Source organism: Rhizobium sp. 01N447_2 (assembly GCF_056399245.1).
Genome location: NZ_JBFTQY010000020.1, coordinates 72,299 through 90,677, shown reverse-complemented (window position 1 = coordinate 90,677; position 18,379 = coordinate 72,299). Strand labels below are relative to the sequence as shown.

At 61.0% G+C, this 18,379-nt stretch carries 22 protein-coding genes and 1 pseudogene; 16 read left to right on the top strand and 7 right to left on the bottom strand.

Going from position 1 to position 18,379, the window contains the following annotated elements:
* Positions 1-34 precede the first annotated feature (34 nt).
* On the top strand, positions 35-292 hold the full coding sequence (locus tag AC1ECN_RS16905; protein WP_130655077.1) for a hypothetical protein: 258 nt from the start codon (positions 35-37) through the stop codon (positions 290-292).
* 104 nt (positions 293-396) lie between these two features.
* Here the strand turns inward: AC1ECN_RS16905 and AC1ECN_RS16900 are convergent.
* Both AC1ECN_RS16900 and AC1ECN_RS16895 read right to left on the bottom strand, forming a co-directional pair.
* Positions 397-1,609, bottom strand: a pseudogene (locus AC1ECN_RS16900) (MATE family efflux transporter).
* A gap of 85 nt (positions 1,610-1,694) precedes the next feature.
* Positions 1,695-2,135 (bottom strand): glyoxalase superfamily protein, encoded by a 441-nt coding sequence (locus AC1ECN_RS16895; RefSeq protein ID WP_130655075.1) that lies wholly within the window; start codon positions 2,133-2,135, stop codon positions 1,695-1,697.
* A gap of 355 nt (positions 2,136-2,490) precedes the next feature.
* On the opposite strand from AC1ECN_RS16895, the gene AC1ECN_RS16890 reads away from it, so the two are divergent.
* Positions 2,491-2,823, top strand: coding sequence for a hypothetical protein (locus AC1ECN_RS16890; RefSeq protein ID WP_477953592.1), 333 nt, complete (start codon positions 2,491-2,493; stop codon positions 2,821-2,823).
* Here the strand turns inward: AC1ECN_RS16890 and AC1ECN_RS16885 are convergent.
* Positions 2,774-3,025: a hypothetical protein gene (locus AC1ECN_RS16885; protein ID WP_130672314.1), complete on the bottom strand. Its 252-nt coding sequence runs from the start codon at positions 3,023-3,025 to the stop codon at positions 2,774-2,776. The two genes, AC1ECN_RS16890 and AC1ECN_RS16885, sit on opposite strands and share 50 nt — an antisense overlap.
* 90 nt (positions 3,026-3,115) lie before the next feature.
* Here AC1ECN_RS16885 and AC1ECN_RS16880 point away from each other — a divergent pair, with 90 nt between their 5' ends.
* Positions 3,116-3,982, top strand: coding sequence for a LysR family transcriptional regulator (locus AC1ECN_RS16880; RefSeq protein ID WP_477953590.1), 867 nt, complete (start codon positions 3,116-3,118; stop codon positions 3,980-3,982).
* A 132-nt stretch (positions 3,983-4,114) separates the two neighbouring features.
* Here AC1ECN_RS16880 and AC1ECN_RS16875 read toward each other — a convergent pair whose 3' ends face one another.
* Complete coding sequence (locus AC1ECN_RS16875; RefSeq protein ID WP_477953588.1) at positions 4,115-4,561, bottom strand: baeRF12 domain-containing protein; 447 nt, start codon at positions 4,559-4,561, stop codon at positions 4,115-4,117.
* A gap of 162 nt (positions 4,562-4,723) precedes the next feature.
* Here AC1ECN_RS16875 and AC1ECN_RS16870 point away from each other — a divergent pair, with 162 nt between their 5' ends.
* From AC1ECN_RS16870 to AC1ECN_RS16860, 3 genes are all read left to right on the top strand, one after another.
* Positions 4,724-5,125 (top strand): DUF2177 family protein, encoded by a 402-nt coding sequence (locus AC1ECN_RS16870; RefSeq protein ID WP_018071019.1) that lies wholly within the window; start codon positions 4,724-4,726, stop codon positions 5,123-5,125.
* A gap of 299 nt (positions 5,126-5,424) precedes the next feature.
* The gene (locus AC1ECN_RS16865; RefSeq protein WP_003558031.1) at positions 5,425-5,826 is read left to right on the top strand and encodes a pilus protein PilZ; all 402 of its coding nucleotides are present in this window, start codon (positions 5,425-5,427) and stop codon (positions 5,824-5,826) included.
* Positions 5,827-5,930: 104 nt separating this feature from the next.
* Positions 5,931-7,046: a pyridoxal phosphate-dependent aminotransferase gene (locus tag AC1ECN_RS16860; RefSeq protein ID WP_130672310.1), complete on the top strand. Its 1,116-nt coding sequence runs from the start codon at positions 5,931-5,933 to the stop codon at positions 7,044-7,046.
* 141 nt (positions 7,047-7,187) lie between these two features.
* Here AC1ECN_RS16860 and AC1ECN_RS16855 read toward each other — a convergent pair whose 3' ends face one another.
* Positions 7,188-7,454 carry an SEL1-like repeat protein gene (locus AC1ECN_RS16855; RefSeq protein ID WP_018071017.1) on the bottom strand — a complete coding sequence of 89 codons (267 nt, stop codon included), beginning with the start codon at positions 7,452-7,454 and terminating at the stop codon, positions 7,188-7,190.
* A 442-nt stretch (positions 7,455-7,896) separates the two neighbouring features.
* Here AC1ECN_RS16855 and AC1ECN_RS16850 point away from each other — a divergent pair, with 442 nt between their 5' ends.
* The 3 genes from AC1ECN_RS16850 to AC1ECN_RS16840 all read left to right on the top strand — a co-directional run bounded on the left by AC1ECN_RS16850 (position 7,897) and on the right by AC1ECN_RS16840 (position 10,367).
* Positions 7,897-8,235: a DUF2147 domain-containing protein gene (locus tag AC1ECN_RS16850; protein ID WP_024323749.1), complete on the top strand. Its 339-nt coding sequence runs from the start codon at positions 7,897-7,899 to the stop codon at positions 8,233-8,235.
* A gap of 275 nt (positions 8,236-8,510) precedes the next feature.
* Complete coding sequence (locus AC1ECN_RS16845; protein ID WP_018071015.1) at positions 8,511-8,690, top strand: hypothetical protein; 180 nt, start codon at positions 8,511-8,513, stop codon at positions 8,688-8,690.
* A 174-nt stretch (positions 8,691-8,864) separates the two neighbouring features.
* Positions 8,865-10,367 (top strand): AMP nucleosidase, encoded by a 1,503-nt coding sequence (locus AC1ECN_RS16840; protein ID WP_018071014.1) that lies wholly within the window; start codon positions 8,865-8,867, stop codon positions 10,365-10,367.
* A 46-nt stretch (positions 10,368-10,413) separates the two neighbouring features.
* Here AC1ECN_RS16840 and AC1ECN_RS16835 read toward each other — a convergent pair whose 3' ends face one another.
* The gene (locus tag AC1ECN_RS16835) at positions 10,414-10,581 is read right to left on the bottom strand and encodes a hypothetical protein (protein WP_018071013.1); all 168 of its coding nucleotides are present in this window, start codon (positions 10,579-10,581) and stop codon (positions 10,414-10,416) included.
* A gap of 155 nt (positions 10,582-10,736) precedes the next feature.
* On the opposite strand from AC1ECN_RS16835, the gene AC1ECN_RS16830 reads away from it, so the two are divergent.
* The 4 genes from AC1ECN_RS16830 to AC1ECN_RS16815 are packed head-to-tail and all read left to right on the top strand — an operon-like array spanning position 10,737 to position 13,061.
* Positions 10,737-11,087, top strand: coding sequence for a YciI family protein (locus tag AC1ECN_RS16830; protein WP_018071012.1), 351 nt, complete (start codon positions 10,737-10,739; stop codon positions 11,085-11,087).
* 12 nt (positions 11,088-11,099) lie between these two features.
* Positions 11,100-11,459, top strand: a complete 360-nt coding sequence (locus AC1ECN_RS16825) for a YciI family protein (RefSeq protein WP_024323748.1) — start codon at positions 11,100-11,102, stop codon at positions 11,457-11,459.
* Between the two features lie 2 nt (positions 11,460-11,461).
* A complete protein-coding gene (locus AC1ECN_RS16820; RefSeq protein WP_130655068.1) occupies positions 11,462-11,821 on the top strand; it encodes a YciI family protein in 360 nt (119 codons plus the stop codon).
* Between the two features lie 10 nt (positions 11,822-11,831).
* Positions 11,832-13,061 (top strand): RNA polymerase sigma factor, encoded by a 1,230-nt coding sequence (locus AC1ECN_RS16815; RefSeq protein ID WP_024323746.1) that lies wholly within the window; start codon positions 11,832-11,834, stop codon positions 13,059-13,061.
* On the opposite strand, the gene AC1ECN_RS16810 is transcribed toward AC1ECN_RS16815, so the two are convergent.
* Entirely contained in the window at positions 13,051-14,019 is a 969-nt protein-coding gene (locus tag AC1ECN_RS16810; protein ID WP_024323745.1) for a lysylphosphatidylglycerol synthase domain-containing protein, read from the bottom strand. The two genes, AC1ECN_RS16815 and AC1ECN_RS16810, sit on opposite strands and share 11 nt — an antisense overlap.
* Before the next feature lie 198 nt (positions 14,020-14,217).
* On the opposite strand from AC1ECN_RS16810, the gene AC1ECN_RS16805 reads away from it, so the two are divergent.
* From AC1ECN_RS16805 to AC1ECN_RS16795, 3 genes are all read left to right on the top strand, one after another.
* The gene (locus AC1ECN_RS16805) at positions 14,218-15,711 is read left to right on the top strand and encodes an ArnT family glycosyltransferase (protein WP_477953586.1); all 1,494 of its coding nucleotides are present in this window, start codon (positions 14,218-14,220) and stop codon (positions 15,709-15,711) included.
* Positions 15,712-15,849: 138 nt separating this feature from the next.
* Positions 15,850-16,866: a glycosyltransferase family 2 protein gene (locus AC1ECN_RS16800; protein ID WP_024323743.1), complete on the top strand. Its 1,017-nt coding sequence runs from the start codon at positions 15,850-15,852 to the stop codon at positions 16,864-16,866.
* Between the two features lie 12 nt (positions 16,867-16,878).
* On the top strand, positions 16,879-18,378 hold the full coding sequence (locus tag AC1ECN_RS16795) for a glycosyltransferase family 39 protein (RefSeq protein ID WP_130672309.1): 1,500 nt from the start codon (positions 16,879-16,881) through the stop codon (positions 18,376-18,378).
* The last annotated feature ends 1 nt before the right edge of the window (position 18,379 follow it).

The following is an 18,379-nucleotide window of genomic DNA, read 5'->3' as shown; positions in this document are numbered from 1 at the left end:
CGCAAGCACGCCGCAGCACTTTGAATGATGCAGGATGTCGATCGCTAAAGATTTCGACAGCGGCAATCCGGTGTTCGATGGTCTTATGAGCCTGTCCCGATTGTGGGACGATCAACCGGAGGATCACCAGATGAAGAAGACCACGTGCGCTGCCTGCGACTGCGAACTCGGCGCGGAGACCATCACCGTCAAGCTCGGCGGCAAGACTGTCGAGGTCTGCTGCCAGGAATGCGCCGAGGCGCTGAATGAGGCGGAAGCCGCGACATCGGCCGCTTCGAGCAGCAAGGAATAGACGACATCAGGCAAAAGCCGCGCTCCCCGCGCGGCTTTTCCGTCTATATCTTTGTATTGCGCAATTCCGGACGCAAAACCGCTGCGCACTTTGCTGGAATTGCTTCAGATGGGCAGAAGCCCGTAACGCCAGCCGCGGCGTTTTGCATTCTGCGACAGCACCAGGAAGGCAAGGATGAACATGCCTGCCTCGGCAAAGACCGGCGCCATCCAGATCCCCTGCTCGCCGAAGACGAAGGGCAGCAGGAAGGTGAGCGGCAGGGTGAGCAGATAGGGCCGCGACAGGCCGAAGATCGCCGCGCGCGGCGCATCACCGATCGACTGGAAATAGGATGACAGGATCAGCATCTGCCCGAAGAGAAAATAGGCGCCGATCGTCCAGGGCAGAATTCGCCTGACCTCGGCGATGATCGCCGGATCGGCGACGAAGACGGCGCCGAGACGGCCAGCCAGCAATTCGACGGTGACCTCCACCAGAGTGCAATAGACGAGTGCTGCGAGCATGGCGATCTGCAGGCTGCGGCCGACGCGGAGCCCGAGGCCGGCTCCGTGATTGTTGCCGGCGACCGTCTGCAGCGCGATGCTGAGGCCAAGCAGCGGCAGATAGGTGAAGGTCATGATCCTCGTGATGATGCCGTAGGCGGCCACCGTCGCGACGTAGTCATGCGTGCTCCAGAGCGAGATGTTGATCAGAATGGCGGCCGAGGCCAGCGATATGCCGATGAAGCCGAGGCTCATGGGCGCGCCGAAGGCGACGATGCCGCGCCATTCGGCAAGAGCCAACCCTCGGGAAGGCCTGAGTGCCGCTCATGAAACCAATCTTGCCTTCGCAGCGCAATCCGTCCAGATGCAGCGACAGGAAGAAGCTGACCGGCGCACAGGCGATCATCGCGCCCATGAACAGCATGGCGCCATGGGCAACAGTGGCATTGCCGGCGGCACCGGCATCGATGATCTGCCGGCCCATCGCCCAGTAGACCAGATTGAGGATGAGGGTAACGGCGAGCGCCAGCGCATGCGCGCCGGCAAACACCCGACGCGCCCCATCGCGATTGCCGGCACCGAGCCGGCGGGCGAGGATGCTCGCCATGCCGTTGGAGACCAGCGATTGCAAGGCGATCAACAACATCAGCCCGGGGAAAATCAGGCTGACGGCGGAAAGCGCGTCCGGGCCGACATAGGCGCCGAGGAAATAGGCGTCGACGACGGTGAACAGGCCGTTGACGGTGGTGATCGCGACGATCGGTGCCGCCGTCCTGATGAAGACGCCGGGCAGCCAGCCGGTGAGAAAGGCATTGCCTTCGGAAAGATCGGTCATGGGGAAATCCGTGCGATAGGAGGCAGGGTCCGATCCGGCTTAAAAGTCATGCGGATCCGGACGACCTCAAAAGGATAAAAACAATCTAGAGATCGAGCACCAGATGCGGCACGCCGTTCGAGGTCTTCCTCGGCGACACGCCGTCGGCATCGATCTGCGCGTTCACACGCCGGCGAAAGGCCGAAAAACTCTCGAAGGTGACGACATCTACCGGTTCGTCGAAATGGATGGTGATCCTGTGGAGGTCGCCGCCCGGTAGGGCCGAAAGCGCCAGAACTTCGCCGGTGAACGGCTGGTTGAGATAACGGCCGCGAATATGCGCGCCGACGAAGAGCAGCGTCTTCGGGCTAGCATTGGGCCTTGCCGCAAGGGCTGCGAGCGTGTTCCAATCGCGCGCGCCGTGCTGGCGGGCAATCACTTCCAGGGCCGCACTGTGGGTCAACGGGGTGCCGCGATCGTTCATCGCCTGGCGCAGCCGCTTGGCCTGGGCCTTCAATTCGTCAATGGCAGGATAGGTCGTCGTCATGGAGTGAGCCTTCGCAAGGCATGCTCTTCGACTGCAGATGGGAGCTCGCATTACCGCCAGTCAGCATGCACAAGGGGCCGTGACCATGATCGCGAGGGCTTCACCATGGATTTTCATCCGCGAGCGGCCGGTGCCTCGAACCGGCCCTGTGTATGCGCGAACGCCGCCGACATGTCAAGAATGGCGCATGTGCATCAGGAATGAGCAAATTTGGGGCAAATCTGCACGAAATCGGTGCGATTTTCCCGCAAGTTTCACAGAAGCATTCAATCTTAGCGATGTTCTTCAGCAAGTGTCAGCATTCTTCCGCTAATATCCTGTCGTAGAACAAGCGGAGGCTAAAAGGGCCTTTCAGATGCACCTCGACACAGAACACCCCAAGCCGGAACGTGCTTACAGGGAATTCAATCTCGACAGACCCGGCAACATCATCTTCGTCGGCCATCACCTCAGCACCGGGACGCAGGTGCGCTGCCTGATCCGCACCATCACGCTTGCCGGCGCATTGCTCGAAGTCAGCCCGAACCTGGACATGCCGAGCCATTTCTTCCTCGAAATCCTTGGCATCCATGACRAGATCGGTGCGACCATGGTCAAGCGCGACGGCGAATTGGTGACGATCAGCTTCAATATGCTGATCAATCCTGAATTCCTGCACCACGTGTTGCGACTGAACTTCGAAAGCTGAGGTTTTTCCCGATCTGTGAATCATCGGGGCGCGGCACCTTTGTTTCGCCGCCCCGTCTTGCGACGAGACGCACGATTGCCGGAACGGCCCAGAGAAATCCGCGCCATTCCGGACGATCGAGCGGATCGGCCAAGGGATCGCGGCGGATCCGGCGATTGCGGATTTCGATTTCCCTGAAGAGAACAACCCAGTTGAGATCCATTGCTTCATCCTCCATCTATTGTTGGAGCACTTGAGCTAAGTCTTCGCACCCTTCCGATGTAGAGGCGCGGGGGAAAGGGGGTTTTCATCCATGAAAGATGCCAGCTGGGACGACCTGCAACTTTTCTTCCATGTTGCGACCGGCGGCGGGCTTTCTGCGGCGGCGGCGCGTACCGGGCTCAGCGCGCCGACGATCGGCCGGCGCATGCTGGCGSTCGAAAGGGTGACGGGCCGATCGCTGTTCAGCCGCGGTCCCACCGGTTATCTGCTGGCCAAGGACGGGCAGGAGCTGCTCGATCGCGTGCGGCTGATGCAGGATGCGGCGCGTGCGATCTCCGACTGGCGCGGCGAGGTGCTGACGCTGCCGATCGTCTCGACGGCCGCCGACAGCTGGACCTCGCGCTTCGTCGCCGACCATCTGGCCAGCGTCTGGACGCCGAAGGACGGCTTCCGCATGTGCTACAAGACCTGCGATACGAGCGTCGATTTCACCTATCGCGAGGCGCATATCGCCGTTCGCCACAGCCGGCCGGACAGCGGTAACGTCGCGATCCGCCGTTCGGTCAAGGTGGCGCATGCGGCCTATCAGGCGGCCGGTAATGACGAGGCCAACTGCAACTGGATCTCGCTCGGCACCGATAGCGCCATCACGCCGGCCGACAAATGGACTTTCGAACAGCCGGATTCCTGGATCACCAGTTGGACGAACACGCCGCATATGCTGTTTTACCTGATCCGCGGCGGCGCCGGCCGCGGGGTTCTTCCCTGTTTCATCGGCGATCAGGAGCGCAGGCTCGTCCGCGCCGGGCCCGTGATCGACGAGCTGACTTACGAGATGTGGATCGTTGCGCATGACGACGAACGGCAACGGCCGGAGGTCAGGATTGTCATCGACCGCCTGGCGGCGCTCTTTGCCGATCATGAGGAGCTGTTTGCCGGGCAGAGATCATCGGCATGACACGAAAACGCGGGCCTCTCGACCCGCGTTTCCTCAGGGTGCCGCTAGAGCGGTAACCGCTCTATCCTTCTGTTTCTACGCAATTCCGGACGGAAAACCGCTTCACACTTTTCCTGGAATTGCTCCAACGGCTCAGGCGGCGAGATGCCGCTCGATCTCGTCGACCGGCATATTGGTATAGTCCTTCGCCACTTCCGCGGTGATCATCGCCTGCGTATCGGCGCGGAGTGCGGGCCGCAGGGCGCCAAGCGCCTTCGGCGGTGCAACGAGGACGATGCGACGGGCATTCTTTTCCTGCAYCAACTCGTCGAGCTTCTCCGCCACATGTTTCAGAAATTCGGCTTCGGCCTGATCCTGCCAACTGGTCTCCTCGACAGCGCTGCCGCTGAGTCCGTCTGCAGCATGGGTTCGGCCAGGCTTATCGGCGCCAATCTCGCGATCCGGCGCGCTCGGCTGCGTCAGGGTTTCCAGCACCTTCAGGTTCACCAGTTGGGCATCGCCGGCATTCTGCATGATCAGAGCCTTGGCTCCATCGCAGACCACGACCCATGATTCCCAAGGGATTTTGACATCAGTCATCTTCAACTCCTCGCTGCCGTCATTCGAAGCGCGCCGTGCTTCATCGATCAAGGCACAACGCTCGGCCATTGAAAGAGTTCGGGAAAATTGCGCCGAAATCGAACGGGGCGGCGATCCGGCCGGCCTTTGCTGCGTAGAAAGGCCAAGTTCGGGAGATTGACGATGAAGACATCACTGCTCGCCTATGCCGGCACCTTTCTCACCCTTCTCATCTGCGACGGGATATGGCTCGGCCTCATCGCCCGCAACTTCTATCGCGACCAGTTGGGAGCGCTGATGCTGCCTTCACCCAATCTGGCGGTCGCCGCTCTGTTCTACCTGTTCTTCGCCGTCGCGGTGGTTGTGCTTGCCGTGCTGCCGGCGCTGTCGGCGGGCTCGATTGCCACCGCGTTTCTTCATGGTGCCATTCTGGGACTGGCGGCCTATGGCACTTATGACATCACCAATCTCGCCACGCTTCGCAACTGGCCACTCGCCATGAGCCTGGTCGACATGGCCTGGGGCACGCTGCTGACGGCGCTGACCGCCGCCGGCGGATATCTCGCCGTCAGATTTTTCGGCTGAAACGGGAGCCTCCTGTATCATTCCTTAAACCGGAATGGAATTCAGGAATTATGCAGCAGTTCAAACCGTTACAGTATGCTTTGCGGCTCTCGAAAAGACGGCGCCGCTGTAGGAGATGAAAGCCGCGTCCCAATAATGAACATCTGGGCGTCCCGCTTGGGAACAAAATTTGAACTCGTTAAAATTGTAATTTTATATTTGACGAATGTGCAAAACATTCATGTGACCTTGGTTGGAGCAAGACCCCAGCTTGAATGAAATCAAGACCCAAAATGTGCCCTGTCTGACGGAGAATGTGAATGACTATGCTCCGCGCTACACACCTTGCCACGGTCAAGTCCGCTGTCTACGACCTGCGCTGGGAAGAATTCAGCGTCAAACGGCCAGCCCGCATCGTCGCCGTCCGGCCGTGCCTCACAGGCGTCTCCATGCGAAGCGCCGAGATCATCGATATCTCCCAGGGCGGCGCCACCTTCATCGTCTCGACCACAGCCGGTCTGCCGAAGCATTATTATCTCAACATTCTCGGCCTCGCCTATCGCATCGGATGTGCCGAGGTCTATCGCCATAAGGAACGCATCGGGGTGCGGTTCATCAACATCATGGACCCCGAGGTTCTGCGCCGGGTCGTGCGCACCGATTTCCTTGTCGGCAACATGGAAGCAATCGCCGCCCGACGCGCGCCGATCTTCCGCGCGTGAACCGGCCCATAACAGGCTTATTGCAGAAATAATCTTGCTTGCGTTGGCCGTGCCCGGGCCTATTGTTGCGCCGATTGTCAATATGTCCGGGAAACTGCCTTCGCATGTCCGCCTTTTCGCGCTTCACACCTCTTGCCAGCGCCCTGCCCTCCACAGTTCCCTTCGTCGGTCCCGAGGCGATCGAACGCCAGCGCGGACTTGCCGTTTCGGCGCGCATCGGCGCCAATGAGAACGGCTTCGGCCCAGCCGCTTCCGTGTTTGCCGCGATGCGCGAGGAGGCCGGCAATATCTGGAAATACAATGATCCGGAGAATTTCGCGCTCAGAGAAGCGCTTGCCGCCCATCTCGGCGTCCCCTCCACCAATATCGCCATCGGCGGCGGCATCGACGAATTGCTCGGCCAGATCGTCCGGTTGGTGATCGAGCCGGGCGCGCCCGTCGTCACCTCTCTCGGCGCCTATCCGACCTTCAACTTCCATGTCGCCGGCTTCGGCGGCCGACTGGTGACGGTTCCTTACGCAAACGACCGGGAGGATCTGGGCGGGTTGCTCGATGCCGTGAAGCGTGAGAATGCGCCGCTCGTCTATTTCGCCAATCCTGATAATCCGATGGGAAGCTGGTGGGATGCCGACAGCATCGTCGCCTTCGCCCGGGCGCTGCCTGAGACGACGCTGATGGTGCTCGACGAGGCCTACAGCGAGACGGGACCGGCAGATTCGCTGCCGTCGATCTCTTCGCTCATCGACCTGCCGAACGTCGTTCGCACCCGCACCTTCTCCAAGGCCTACGGACTTGCGGGCTCGCGCACCGGCTACGCGATCTCGACTGCAGGCACGGCGCAGGCCTTCGACAAGATCCGCAACCATTTCGGCATGAACCGGCTGGCGACGGCAGCAGCGCTCGCGGCGCTGAAGGACCAAGTCTATCTCGTCGAGGTGGTCGGGAAAATCCATGCGGCGCGGGAGCGGATCGGCGGCATCGCCCGGGCGAACGGCCTCGTCCCCCTGCCCTCGGCAACAAATTTCGTGGCGATCGACACAGGGCGCGACGGCTCTTATGCGCGGTCGATCGTCGACGGCCTGATAGAGCACGGCGTCTTCATCCGCATGCCTGGTGTGGCGCCCCTCAACCGCTGCATCCGCATCAGCGTCGGGCCGGAGGCGGATATGGCGCTGCTCGAACAGGCTCTGCCGCAGGTTCTGAAAAAGATCGGCCGATAAAACAGAAGAACCGCGGCCGGTGGAGGAAATCCGGTCGCGGTTCTCTTCTCCCGGCGTCGGCCCCGTCCAAGGCGCCCCGCCAGCCCCCTCTTTTTGAGGTTGTTATTGCTGCTCTTGTCGAATTCCTGATCGGAGACGGTTTTAGTGAACCGTCATCCACTCGCGGGCGGCGCGCAGCGCTGCCACGAGCTGCATCTTGTCCATGGCGGCGGCCACGTCGGCACGAAGCTCGGCGGCGCGATCGTTGCCCTTGATTGCGGCGATGTTCAGCCATTTGTGGGCTGCGACGAGATCGACTTCGCAGCCGCGGCCGGTCGCATACATCAGACCCATTTCACAGAAGACATCGGCGCTGTTGTCGCCACCCATGGTGGCCGTTTCAGCATTGTGCATTTCAAAGCGTGCCATCGGTTTTATCCCTGTTAGCCTGTTTATGACTTACCCTGTTTTACCTCTGGGCCTTGCCGTCTATCGCGGCTTGCGGCCCTTGCGGTCCGGCGGGTTTGCCCCGCTCGTTTGATGGCTTCACTATGCCAAGCGGCCTTCAAAAAACGCCTAAAATGCATGATTAATTTGCGACAAACAAAGTGCAAATGCTTGGTAAATTTGGATTTTTGTTAAACATCAGACTCCTTGCGAATTAAGGATTTTCGTTTGAATTTTACGAAAGATTCAGATTTGAAAATAAACGGATCATTCATCATGAAATCAGCAGGCGATATCTTTACAAGCTCGCCGCATGGCTTTTTTCTCCCGTTTCACCCGATCCGCAGAGCAGCGATCGGCCTTATTTACCTTTACGTTTGCGTCAGTTATTTTCGCGACGATCAAGGACATCATGGAGGAAAAGATGATCCGCAGCTTCGTTCTCGCCAGCATTATTGCAGTGATTGCGGGTATCGCGCATGCCGAGGAGCCGATCGTCGGCAACTGGAAGACGGCCGCCGGCGATACGGCGGTGATCGCATCCTGCGGCGGCAGTTATTGCGTGACGCTGAAGACCGGCAAATATGCCGGCCGAAAGATCGGCACGCTTGCGGGAACCGGCGGCAGCTATGCCGGTGAGATCACCGACCCGGCCGCCGAGAAGACCTATAGCGGCGCAGGCAAGGTTTCCGGCAATTCGCTGAGGATGCAGGGCTGTGTGATGAAGGTCCTCTGCAAGTCGCAGACCTGGACGCGGCTCTGAGGCCATAGGGCGCCTGCGCAACGATCTCAAATGCAGAAGCATGCCGACGACGCGGCGGCATGCTTCGAAGCCCCTTGCGGCCACTCCTCCGCTACGCCACCCGGCGAAGTCGAATGGTGTCGAACTCCCCCGGCGAACCATTCCTCATCCTCTTCGCAACCTGGCCGAGCCTGTCCGGCAAGCTGAACGGCGGATGAACCGGTATCTCAGCACTCGTTCAGCCGTCGCATGCCAAAACTCTTCTCACGATAGAGTTGCGTATCGGGGACAAGGGGATGAACATCTATATTCTGGCAAGACGCTTTAGCATCATCACGCTGTTTGCGGCGATCTTCGCGATCACGTTTTCGGCAGTCGTGGTGCATAATGGCGGCGGCGGCGCACAGTCGCATTTCGGGGCAAGCTACACCTGCCTGGAGAGAAACGGTACCTTCTGCGCGCCTACGGTGCGGTGACTAAAGCGCATCGTGCGATGCGCTTTAAGTCTTTGGTTTATGCATGTCGTTGTCCCAAAACGGCTGCGCACTTTTGGGCGACAGGCATTCGCACCAGACAGGCAAGAGGATAAAAAATCGGAATCCGCCGGCGCGCGTCGTTTGCTTGTCAAAAACAACTCTCTATAATGCGTCATGAACAAACGAATCTCCCCTCTGTCGCCCCTCGACATATCCTCTCCACCACCTTTCCAGCCACAGAGCTTTGATGATCCCGCCAAGGCCGTCGAGACGCTGACGGCGCTTTACGAGCGCAATACCGCGTTCCTCATCCAGAGCTTCGCCGAACTTGCGCAGGGCGCTCCGATCTCCTCCCGCTACCGCGCTTTCTATCCGCAGGTCAGCATCGAGACGACAAGTTTCGGCCATGTCGATTCGCGGCTTTCCTATGGTCATGTCACGGCACCCGGCATCTATACGACGACTGTCACCCGTCCGAAGCTCTTCAAGCATTACCTGAACGAGCAGCTGGCGCTCTTGATGAAGAGCCATAATATTCCTGTCATCGTCTCGGAATCGACGACGCCGATCCCCTTGCACTTCGCCTTTGGCGAAGGTGCTCATGTGGAAGCATCGACCAACGCATTCGTCGACATTCCGATGCGCGATATCTTCGACACGCCCGACCTCAACACCACCGACGACGAGATCGCCAATGGCGAATATATCCCGCCGCCGGGAGAGCCCTCGCCGCTCGCGCCGTTCACCGCGCAACGCATCGACTATTCGCTCGCCCGATTGTCGCATTATACGGCGACGCATGCCGAGCATTTCCAGAATTTCGTGCTGTTTACGAACTACCAGTTCTATATCGACGAATTCTGCAGCTGGGCGCGCAAGCTGATGGCGGAGGACAGCGACGGCTATACCGCCTTCGTCGAGCCCGGCAATGTCGTCACCCTTCCCGGCTCGAACGCGCCGGAAACGGATGCAGCCCTCACCCGCCTGCCGCAAATGCCGGCCTACCATCTGAAGAAGAAGGGCCATGCCGGGATCACCATGATCAATATCGGTGTCGGCCCCTCCAACGCCAAGACGATCACCGACCACGTCGCCGTCTTGCGCCCGCATGCCTGGCTGATGCTCGGCCACTGCGCCGGTCTTCGCAACAGCCAGCGGCTCGGCGACTATGTTCTCGCCCATGCCTATATGCGCGAGGATCATGTTCTCGACGACGACCTGCCGATCTGGGTGCCGATCCCGGCGCTGGCTGAGGTGCAGGTGGCGCTCGAAGCCGCCGTTGCCGAAATCACCGGCTATGAGGGTTTCGAGCTGAAGCGCATCATGCGCACCGGAACCGTCGGCACGATCGATAATCGCAACTGGGAACTGCGCGACCAGCGCGGGCCGGTGAAGCGGCTCTCCCAGGCGCGCGCAATCGCGCTCGACATGGAATCGGCAACGATTGCCGCCAACGGCTTCCGCTTCCGCGTCCCCTATGGCACGCTGCTCTGCGTCTCCGACAAGCCGCTGCACGGCGAATTGAAACTGCCGGGCATGGCGACGGCCTTCTACCGCACGCAGGTCAACCAGCATCTGCAGATCGGCATCCGCGCCGTCCAGAAGCTTGCCGCCATGCCGAAGGAAGCGCTGCATTCACGCAAGCTGCGCAGCTTCTTCGAAACGGCGTTTCAATAAGATATCAGGCGCGGCCCGGCCTTGTCCGCCCGGCCGCGCACTGTTCTCAAGCGCTTGCGGCAAGCTGCAGCGCTTCGATCAGGCCCGCAAACGCCGCCAGCACGATCACAGTCCTCACCAGTACCTTTATCACCTCGGCATTCTCAACCGGCGGCATCGTGCGTGCGCCACGTGTGACGATCAGATGTGCTATTCCGATTTCAAACATGCTCATTGCTCCATCTCCTCGATGTTGTCAGATGAAGCCTTGTCGAGCGCTGCCTCGGCCTTTCGACATTGCGATCGACGAAAAGATATTTTTCTTCCCTGTCGAAAAGCGCCTAGGCTGTTCGTCCAAGGGCTGTGAAAGCACAGCACGGAGGACAAGGAATGAAATATCTTTGCCAGGTCTGGTTCGACGGCACGGTGCTGTCGGCCATGTCGCAGGAAGAGAAGAACAAGCTCGATCGGGATTCGCTCGCCTATGACCGCGATCTTGCCGACAGCGGTCATATGATCGTTGCCCAGGCGCTGCAGGCGCCGCAATCGGCGGTCACGGTTCGTGTGCGCGGTGGCGAGATGTCGGTCACCGACGGTCCCTTTATCGAGACGAAGGAGGCGCTTGGCGGCTTCATTCTGATCGACGCCAAGGACCTCAATGACGCGATCCGCGTTGCGGCCGGCATTCCGCTAGCAAAGCTTGGCGCGATCGAGGTTCGCCCCATCCATGAATTCGGCTGAGGAGGTGACGCCATGAAGTTTCTGGGCCAGATCTGGTTCGATACCGAAAAGAGCAAGCGGGTTACGCCAGAGGAATGGGAGGCCGTCACCCAAGAATGCATCGTCAGCGACGACAGCTGGCGCGAAAGCGGCCATATGTTGAGCGCGCTGGCGCTCTACGAGCCGGAGCAGGCCGTGACGCTCAGGGTTCGCAATAGCACCGTTGCCGCGACGGACGGTCCTTTCGCCGAAATCAAGGAGCATCTCGGCGGCTTCGTTGTGATCGAGGCCAGGGATATGGAGGAAGCGAAGGCGATCATTTCCACCTTCCCGATCCTCAAATATGCATCGATCGAAATCCGGCCCGCCTATTCGATCAAGGATGGGAGATAGCCATGCGCTTCGTCTGCCTCATCTATAATTCCGCCGATACGGACGGCACACTCAGCCAGGTCGAGGGCGATGAGCTTGTCAGGGCGCATTTCCAGTATGACGAGGAACTTCAGCGCAAAGGCATCATGATCCATTCCGATGCATTGGAAGGTCCTGACTGTGCCTCTGTGTTGAGGGTGCGCGATGGCACTCTGTCTTCGACCGACGGCCCATATGTCGAGACCAAGGAGCATCTGGCCGGCATCTACATCATCGAGGCGGCCGATCTGGAAGATGCACGCAAGGTCGTCGCGGGCATTCCGAGCGTCCGGGTCGGGTCGATCGAATTGCGCCCGGTGAGACTGCTCACCCTACCGCAGTGAGGGTCCACCGTTGGAACAGGTGATCGAGGATATCTACCGACAACATTCGCGCCGGGTTCTGGCGACGCTGATCCGCCTGCTCGGCGATTTCGACCGGGCAGAGGAAGCGCTGCACGATGCCTTTGCGGCGGCGGCGCGGACATGGCCGGTTGACGGCATGCCCAACAATCCCGTCGCCTGGCTGGTTTCGACCGGCCGCTTCAAGGCGATCGACCACCTCAGGCGGCGGGCGCGCTTCAACGCCTCGCTGCAGCATATCGAGGACGGCCTTTACCCTGATGGCACAGAAGCGGAGATCGGCGACATGGAACCGATCGAGGACGACATGTTGCGGCTGATCTTCATCTGCTGCCATCCGGCTCTTGCCGCCGATGCACAGACCGCGATGGCGCTGCGCGAGGTCTGCGGATTGACGACGGAAGAGATTGCCCATGCCTTCCTGGTGCCGGCGCCGACCGTCGCGCAGCGCATCGTGCGCGCCAAGAACCGCATCAGGACGGAGAATATCCCTTATGAAGTGCCTGTCGGGGCGGAGCTTCCGGAGCGTCTCGACCGGGTGCTGCACGTCATCTACCTCGTCTTCAACGAGGGCTATTCGGCATCCTCAGGCAGCACGATCGTCCGCGCCGACCTGACAGCCGAGGCGATCCGGCTAGCGCGGCTGCTGGCAACCCTGCTGCCGCATCCGGATGTCGCAGGCCTGCTGTCACTGCTGCTCCTGCAGGAGTCGCGCCGTGCTGCCCGGCAGGATGTCGATGGCGCGCTGGTGCTGCTTGCCGATCAGGATCGCTCGCGCTGGGACCGAAGCAAGATTTCAGAAGGGCTTTCGCTGCTCGCAAGCGCCCTGCGCGCGCCTGATATCGGCATCTATACGGTCCAGGCGGCGATCGCGGCGGAACACGCGAAGACCGGCAGCACCGAGGAAACGGACTGGCGGCGCATCGCCTTCTATTACGACCTGCTGATTGCCGCCCACCCCTCAGCAATTGCCGAGCTCAACCGCGCCGTGGCAATCGCCATGTCCGAGGGGCCGGGAAAAGGACTGGCGCTTGTCGACGCCATTCTCGGCAAGGGGGAACTGACGACCTATCACCTCGCCCATTCGGCGCGGGCGGATTTTCTGCGCCGGCTCGGACGCCGGGCCGAGGCGATTCAAGCTTATGAAACGGCGCTGACATTCTGCCGGCAGGAGCCGGAACAGGTCTTTTTGCGCAAGCGCATTCTGGAGCTTACGACCTAGCCTTGCCGCCACGTCCGAGCGGCAGTGAAATCGCAGTTCCGGTCAGCGCCGAGACGATGATCAGCAGGTGGGCATTGACGCTCGCCTGCGCCAGCGCGGCCAGAGCCAGCCGCTCGCTTGAGGCGCCCAAGGCGATGGCGCCCGCGGTGATGCCGGCCGGATAGGTGCCGACGCCGCCCGGCGCATGCATCGGCAGCACGGAGGAGAGCTCACCGCCGAGCGCGCCGCCGAAGCTTGCCGCCATCGGCAGCACGCCCATCAGGCCGAGCGCCCATGCCAGCACCATCACCTTCACCAGCCAGTTGACGATGGTCATCGCCCAGGCGCGCGCGAAGGCGATGGCATCGAGCGGCAAGCCGTTTTCGATCTCGGCGACGAATTTCTGCGCTTTCTTCGGCAGCAGCTTCGCGGCAAGGCGCAGCAGCGGCTTGCGGGCAGCGAAAGCTGCGACCGGCAGCAGCAGGAAGGCTGTCCAGAGCGACCAGGCAACAGCCGCATCGGCTGAAGCGACGGCAAAGCCGATGCCGGCAGCGGCCAGGAGGGCGTGCAGGTCGAGCAGCCGCATGACGAAGAGCGCCGAGGTTCCGCGCGTCAGCGGAATGCCGAATTCGGTGCGCATCAGCAACGGAAAGCTGGTCTCGCCGGTGCGGAAGGGCAGCATGATGTTCAGCAGGTTGTGGATCTGCGTGACGCGGAAGAGGACCGCGAACCGGCCAGCCGTCTCGTTCGGAAAATAGTCATAGATGCGCCAGGTGCGGAGGAAATAGGTGCTCGTCAGCAGCACAAGTGCGCCGATGACGGGACCTGCGCCGACATCGGCCCACTGCCTGATGATGACAGGCCAACCCCAGAACCATTGGATGAAGAGGCCATAGGCTGCGACGATGACGACCGTCAGAACGGTCATGCGATTGCGCATAAACCAGGATTGCCGGCTTTCAACGATCGAACTCTTCATGTAGTAGGCATTCCTCGCTTGGGTCGGCATGGGCCTGGTCCCGTCGCCAAGCCTTTTAAGAGACCAGGCCTTTTAAGAGAAATGAAGGTTGCGCACAACGGCGGAGTGATGGCGATGGCGGTGAAAACGCTTCCACGCCGACGATCTGAGCGGCCGACCGGTAAATGATGGCGCCTTGCCGGCTTGACGTGGAGATCGATGTTGGAGCGGATTACCAGAAGCGTTACGAGCGCAAGCATTTTTCTGGCAGGCTATTTCCTGCTGAACATCGCGCTGCGCATCGCCTTGCCGCATACGCTCGATCTCGACGAGGCGGAGCAATCCTTCTACTCGCAATACCTGCTTGCCGGCTACGGCCCGCAGCCGCCCTTCTACAACTGGATCCAATATGCCATCGTTTCGGTGACCGGCATATCGATGTGGGTGCTCTCGGTGCCCAAGAACATCATTCTCTTCGGCTGCTATCTTTTCTACGGGCTTGCTGCCCGCGAGGTGCTGAAGAGCCGTTCGCTCGCTGCCGTCGCCATGCTCAGCCTGATTACTCTGCCGCAGGTCGGCCTGATGGCGCAGCGCGAATTGACCCATACCGTCGCCCTGCTGTTTGCGACCTCGCTCTTCCTCTTCGGTTTTTTCCGCACGCTGCGCYAGCCGACGATCGGGAGCTACCTCATCATCGGCATCGCCACCGGCATCGGGCTCATCTCGAAATACAATTTCGCCATCCTGCCGGCGGCCGCCCTCATCGCCGTGCTGCCGGACCGGGAATGGCGCAGCCGTCTCATCGACTGGCGTTTGCTGCCGGCGATCGCACTCGCCATTCTGATCGTGCTGCCGCATGCGCTCTGGCTGCCTGACAATCTCGCCAGCGCCTCTGCGCCGACACTCGAGCGGATGACCGCCGAAGACCTGGCTCCCGCCGGCCTTCCCCGCATCGGGCAAGGCTTGCTGTCTCTCGTCATCGCCGTCCTCGGCTTCGTGGCATTGCCGGTCGTTGTCGTCGCAGCCGCCTTCCGGCGCGACTTCTTTCGCGCGCTCTCCTCTTCCAACCCGATGGTCCGGGTGATCGAGCGAATGATGATCATCAGCCTGATCGCATTCGTCGGCGTGGTCCTCTTCGCCGGCGCGAGCGACATCCACGAGCGCTGGCTCGACCCGTGTCTGCTCGTCCTGCCGATCTATCTGTTCCTGAAACTGGAAACTGCTGGTCTTGATCTTTCCGCCGGTCTTGCCCGCTTCCGGCCCGTGGTGCCGGTCTTCATGATCGTCATCCTGTCGATCCTTCTCTTCCGGATCGTCGGCATTCAATACATCGGCACTTATACGAGAACGAACGTACCCTTTTCCGGCTACGTGGCTGAATTGACAGCGACCCGCAGGCCGGTTCTCATCGTCGCGGGAACCAAGTTCGTGGCCGGCAATCTGAGGCTGGAGTTTCCCGATGTTCCCGTCGTGATACCGTTCTTCCCGGGTCCTGGGGTTCCCGAATATGCGGCTGCGAAGGGGCCCGTGCTCGTCATCTGGCGCGGCGAGACTGCAGATGACCCAACAATTTCCCCCAGCTTCGCCAACGATCTCGTCAAATCGGGCATTCATCTGCAGGAGTTGAACACGCTGACGCTGCCCTATCTCTTCGGTGACGGCAAACGTAGCTTCTCCATTGGTTACTCCTGGGTGGAGGGCGGCGCGAAATAGCGCCCGGTCTGCCCAGCCGATTGCGGGGAAACCGGCATTGCCCGCTGGCAACGGGCGGACACTTCATGTAGTAGCCTTCCGCAAGTGCGGCGACAGCAGTAAAGCTTGCTCGGCCGTCCGGCCTTTTGGAGATGAAAGTTGCAGACAACGGTAGAGCCCATTCGCGGTACGAATGACCCGGTACAATCGCTCGAGCTGTCGCTGGTCGTGCCCATTTTCAACGAAGAGGAAAGCGTCGGCCCGCTTATCGAGCGTGTCGTGGCTGCGATGGCCGCCTACCCCCATCGCTGGGAGCTGATCCTTGTCGATGACGGCAGCACTGATGCGACGCTGGTCAACGCCCGCAAGTACGTCGGTCTTGAGGGGCTGGCGCTCAGGATCGTCGAACTCCAGCGCAACTTTGGCCAGACTGCCGCCATGCAGGCCGGCATCGACACCGCCCGGGGCCGTCTGATCGCGACGATGGACGGCGACTTGCAGAACGACCCGAAGGACATTCCTTCGATGGTCTCCGAGCTGGAACGGCGTGAACTCGACCTCTTGGTCGGCTGGCGCAAGAACCGCAAGGACGGTCTGCTCTTGCGCAAAATCCCCTCCTGGTGCGCCAACTACCTGATTGGCCGCATCACCGGCGTCAAGCTGCATGATTACGGCTGCAGCCTGAAGATCTACCGTGCTTCGATCATCAAGCAGGTGAAGTTGATGGGCGAAATGCACCGCTTCATCCCGGCCTGGGTCGCCGGTGTCGTGCCGAGCTCGCGCATCGGCGAGATGGCCGTCACCCACCATGCCCGCGAGCACGGTGTTTCGAAATACGGTATTTCGCGCACCTTCCGCGTCATCCTCGATCTGCTGTCAGTGATGTTCTTCATGCGCTACAAGGCGCGGCCGGGGCATTTCTTCGGTTCGCTCGGCCTCGGCCTCGGCGCGCTCGCCATGCTGATCCTGCTCTATCTCAGCTTCGACAAGTTCATCTTGGGCAACGATATCGGCACGCGCCCAATGCTGATGGTCGGCGTCGTGCTGCTGCTGTCGTCGGTGCAGATGATCACCACCGGCATCCTGGCGGAAATGATTGCGCGCACCTATTACCGCGACGACGCCTCTCCGAACTACATCGTGCGGCAGATCTTCGACGATCAAAGCCAAGCCTAAGCCGGCAGCACGATGCTGGAGCGCGCGACGAGTACGATCAGAACCGCGGGCCTGCTGCTTGCGGCCTATTTCGTGCTCAACATCGCGCTGCGCATCGCGCTTCCGCATTCGCTGGAGCTCGATGAAGCCGAGCAGTCTTTCTTCTCGCAATATCTGCTGGCGGGCTACGGCCCGCAGCCGCCCTTCTACAACTGGATGCAATATGCCGTCGTTTCGGTGACGGGCATGTCGATCGGCGCGCTGATCGTTCCGAAGAACATCCTGCTGTTCCTATCCTATCTCTTCTACGGCCTTGCCGGGCGACGCGCGCTGAAGGACGAGGCGCTTGCCGCCGTCGGCATGCTGGCGCTGATCACCCTGCCCCAGGTCTCCTACATGGCCCAGCAGGACCTGACCCACACGACGGCGCTGCTCTTTGCCAGCTCGCTGTTTCTCTACGGCTTCTTCCGCACCCTCGACCGGCCTGACACGGCGAGCTATCTCCTGCTCGGGCTTGCGACCGGCATCGGGCTGATCTCGAAATATAATTTCGCGCTGATGCCTGTCGTCTCCTTGATCGCCATCCTGCCCGATGCCGAATGGCGGCGCAGGGCGTGCGACTGGCGCATGCTGGCCGCGATCACTGTCGCGCTCGTCATCGTCCTRCCGCACGCGATCTGGCTGCAGGGCAATCTCGGATTCGCCTCTTCCGACACTCTGGTCAAGATGGCTGCCGGCAGTGAACCGGCCGGCGCCGTGCGGATCGGCAAAGGCCTTCTCGCCTTTCTCGTCGCCATCATCGCCTTTGCAGCGCTGCCGGTCGTGATCTTCGCCGCCACCTTCCGCCGGGATTTTGTCCGGGCGCTTTCGGCGGGCAATCGCTGGACTGGGATGATGGAGCGGATGATGCTCGCAAGCCTCGCCGGCATCGTTCTGATCGTGTTGTTCACCGGCTCCACCACGGTTCGCGAGCGCTGGCTGGACCCGTTCCTGCTGGTGCTGCCGATCTATTTCCTGGCGAAAATGCAGGCGGCCGGGCTCGACCTTTCCGCCGGGCTGCGCCGCCTCCGGCAGGTCGCGCCGGTGCTGATGGCCTGCGTGCTGATCGCACTCGGCTTTCGTGTCGTCGGCGCCGGGCTGATTGGCGCCTACAGCAGGCCGAATGTACCGATGGCCGGTTTTTCGCGCGAGATGACGCGACAGGCGCAACCGGCGCTGGTGATCGCCTCCGACACCTATATCGGCGGAAACATGCGGTTGCAATTTCCCGATGTGCCCGTCGTGATCCCGGATTTTCCGACACCCGGCATTCCGGCCTATGCCGAGGCCAAGGGGCCGGTGCTGATCGTCTGGCGCGGCAAGAAGACGGCGACGGCTGCGGATGCGGTCATGCCGGAGCGGTTCTCATCAGCGCTGACGGCGGCCGGCATCGCGCTGCAGGAGATCGGCTCGCTCTCGCTTCCCTATTATTTCGGCCGCCAAGGCGATAATTTCGCGCTCGGCTACGCCTGGGTTCGGCCGGAGACCAGATAGA